At 40.6% G+C, this 3,248-nt stretch carries 4 protein-coding genes; 3 read left to right on the top strand and 1 reads right to left on the bottom strand.

Going from position 1 to position 3,248, the window contains the following annotated elements; all coding sequences use genetic code 11:
- Positions 1 to 302: 302 nt before the first annotated feature.
- Positions 303 to 1,463 carry an acyltransferase family protein gene (locus AC1DP6_RS36265; RefSeq protein WP_477059275.1) on the top strand — a complete coding sequence of 387 codons (1,161 nt, stop codon included), beginning with the start codon at positions 303 to 305 and terminating at the stop codon, positions 1,461 to 1,463.
- Positions 1,464 to 1,536: 73 nt separating this feature from the next.
- Here AC1DP6_RS36265 and AC1DP6_RS36260 read toward each other — a convergent pair whose 3' ends face one another.
- Positions 1,537 to 2,070, bottom strand: a complete 534-nt coding sequence (locus tag AC1DP6_RS36260; RefSeq protein WP_477059274.1) for an NAD(P)H-dependent oxidoreductase — start codon at positions 2,068 to 2,070, stop codon at positions 1,537 to 1,539.
- Between the two features lie 158 nt (positions 2,071 to 2,228).
- On the opposite strand from AC1DP6_RS36260, the gene AC1DP6_RS36255 reads away from it, so the two are divergent.
- The gene (locus AC1DP6_RS36255; protein WP_477059273.1) at positions 2,229 to 2,594 is read left to right on the top strand and encodes a winged helix-turn-helix transcriptional regulator; all 366 of its coding nucleotides are present in this window, start codon (positions 2,229 to 2,231) and stop codon (positions 2,592 to 2,594) included.
- A 24-nt stretch (positions 2,595 to 2,618) separates the two neighbouring features.
- Complete coding sequence (locus tag AC1DP6_RS36250; protein WP_477059272.1) at positions 2,619 to 3,095, top strand: DinB family protein; 477 nt, start codon at positions 2,619 to 2,621, stop codon at positions 3,093 to 3,095.
- Positions 3,096 to 3,248 lie beyond the last annotated feature (153 nt).

Here is a 3,248-nt window from a genome sequence, read left to right as displayed (position 1 = left end):
GGTTAGCGGTTGTATTCGCGGCCGGGTTTTTCGGGTATCGGCCGAAGGGTACATTTTTGTACCAGCTATCATCAAAAGTACTAAGGTTCAATATAATTACAAAAGTTGGAGACTAAATTGTTAAAATGTTGATAATCAGTAGTTTTTAAGTTTTGTTATGCAGGAATAACCTGATATTACCCGCTCCCGATTAATTTTTAAAAAAATTTAATTTCATTTTTGTTAGTTTGTAAACCGCATGCGGCCAAAATCATTTGAGTTTATAAAAATAATCGTTTGATCTCTTCAATAATGAATCATTCATGAGTACAATAACAGCATTTCCGGCGCAGGCTGGAGAAGTATCAGCCATAGCCGGCGAAGGTGAAAAGAAAGGCCGGCTATACTCATTAGATGCCCTCAGGGGATTTGATATGTTCTGGATTATGGGTGGAGGCGCGATTTTCCACGAGATAGCCAAAGCAACAGGTTCGCCATTCTGGGGCGCGATAGCAGAACAGCTGGAGCATCCTGATTGGAATGGGTTTCACTTTTATGATCTCATTTTCCCTCTTTTCCTTTTTATGGCCGGGGTTTCAACGCCTTATTCCGTGGGGCGCGAGCTGGAGAAGGGAAAAAGCCGCACCCAGCTCTTATTACGTGTTATAAAAAGGGGATTGATCCTGGTATTGCTGGGGGTTATTTATAATAACGGTCTGCAGTTGCATCCGATTTCGGAGATACGCTTCTGTAGTGTATTGGGACGGATTGGTCTGGCTTATATGTTTGCCAATATCATTTATCTGTATACGAAGGAGCGGGCGCAAATGATCTGGTTTGTGGGGATTATTGTGGCTTACTGGTTGTTGTTAAAGTTTACGGCAGCACCTGGATTTGCCCCCGGTGATCTTACTATGCAAGGAAATTTCGCCTCTTACCTGGATCGTTTAATTGTTCCGGGAAAATTGTACCTGGGTATCCATGACCCGGAAGGATTTGCTTCTACGTTTCCCGCTATCAGCACTGCTATGTTGGGAATTATTACCGGTAATTTATTACGGAACAGTCCAATGTTACCAGTAAAGAAGGTTGGTGTGATGGCTGCTACCGGTGTAATTTTTTTGGTGCTGGCGCAGATATGGAATCTGGATTTCCCCATCAATAAAAATTTATGGAGTAGTTCATTTGTCCTGCAGGTAGGGGGTATCAGCCTATTGTTGCTCGCGCTTTTTTACTATGTTATTGACATTGCAGGGTATAAAAAATGGGCGTTCTTTTTCCGGGTGATCGGAATGAACTCTATCCTCATTTATATTTCTGCTCACTTTATTGACTGGAGTTATACCAATAACGCATTCTTTAAATGGCTTGGGCAGCTGATTGGTGAACCGTTTGGAGCCGTAGTGCTTGCGATCACCCTCGTATTTGTAAAGTGGTTGTTCTTATATTTTATGTATAAGAAGAAAGTATTTCTGAAAGTTTAATTAAGCTTCCTGCTAAGCGTGATACCATTCGAAAGGAAGGTATCACGCTTTTTATTTTAAGGGAAACATAGTGTCACAAACCTCTTATGAAAGAGATATAATCGCCGGCGCTCTCTTCTATTTGCGCGGTGGTAGGGCGACGCTCTACTCCATAGAAGGCGAAGAACGATTTGTAATCAGCCTTAATGTATTCAAAGGTTATTTCAAATGGAGCTGTTAGTTGTTGCAGTGTGTATTTATACCTTCCCGAGGCCGTATAATCTTCTTTATTAATACCGGCTGTAATGCCCAGTGCAATTTTCTTTCCTGCCAGTTGATACCCGCTATCAGCCCCGTATGCCCATCCCTCCGTTAATACTTCATCCAGCCATTTTTTGAAAAATGGAGGACAGTTGAACCAATAAAAAGGAAACTGGAATATAATTTTATCGTGAGCAGCTAATAGTTGTTGTTCTTTCTTTACATCAATTTTTTCATCCGGGTACATGCTGTGCAGATCGTGTATGAGATATTCATCCGGATGTTTTTTTAATTCTTCCACCCACCGTTTATTAATAGTGGAGGTTTCCAGGCTCGAATGAGTGATAATCACCAATGTCTTCTTCATCTCTTTTATGAATTATTATTTGTTATTTTAGCAAATATGGTATTCGTACGATCATTGGCCAATAGGGGGGTAATTAATCAGTCGGTGATTAATTTATCACCATGTATGTAAATGGCCAGTTGATTAATTTTGTAAGTCTAAAAAGCATATTTAAGCAGATGTATCAAAGAAAAGTTCCCATTGATTATGAATGTGGTCTCAGCATTGCGATGGAAGTGGTAGGTTCTAAATGGAAGTTTTGTTTACTGGATGAAATTTCGAAAGGAATAAAACGCCCCAGAGATCTGGTACATTCTATTAATGGTATTACCAAGCGGGTTATGCAGAAGGATCTGAGAGAACTGGAACAGCATGGTGTGTTGGGAAAAACAATCTATGCAGAAGTCCCTTTAAGAGTGGAATATTATCTCACAGAATCGGGCAAGACACTGTTACCGCTCATTGCTGCTGTTGACAAGTGGGGATTGGGATTTGCTCCCCGGTTGAAATCTATATTGGAAGGAACGGAGACTGCGGTACTTTAAATCATTCTCCCAATTATTTATGTTATGATCACCACAAAACAACTATCCAAACATTTCAGGGACGTTCATTTTGGAGGTAACTGGACAAGTGTAAACCTGAAGGATACCTTAGCCGATGTAAACTGGAAACAGGCTACCACAAAGGTGTATGATCTTAACACCATTGCTGTTTTAGTTTTTCATATCAACTATTATGTGAGCRCTATTTTGAAGGTGTTACAAGGACAACCTTTAAACGCCCACGATAAATTTAGTTTCGACCTGCCTCCCATTACAACGGAAGAAGGGTGGCAAGAGCTGGTCACTAAAGCTTTAACAGAAGCAGAAGAACTGGCATTACAAATTGAAAATTTAGCCGAAGCAAAGCTCGACCAGGACTTCGACAACCCTAAGTACGGAAATTATTACAGGAATTTACTTGGCGTGATTGAGCATACGCACTATCATCTGGGGCAAATATCACTGATAAAGAAAATTGTAAAGGAAACAAAGACTGCATAGCACATCATGCCATGGCTACCGTTTAGCCTTGTCCTGTGGGCTTCACAATGTGATAATTTACGGCGGGAAAGAACCTGAATAGGCCTGGTGCTGAAGTATCCGTTTTGTTCGCGAACGGAAATATTTTTTATTTTTTTTGAGAGGAGTGTTGAA

The sequence above is a fragment of the Chitinophaga sp. 01L420 genome (assembly GCF_056399985.1).
Note: the sequence above shows the minus strand (reverse complement) of the source record. Positions and strands in the feature narration are given on the sequence as shown.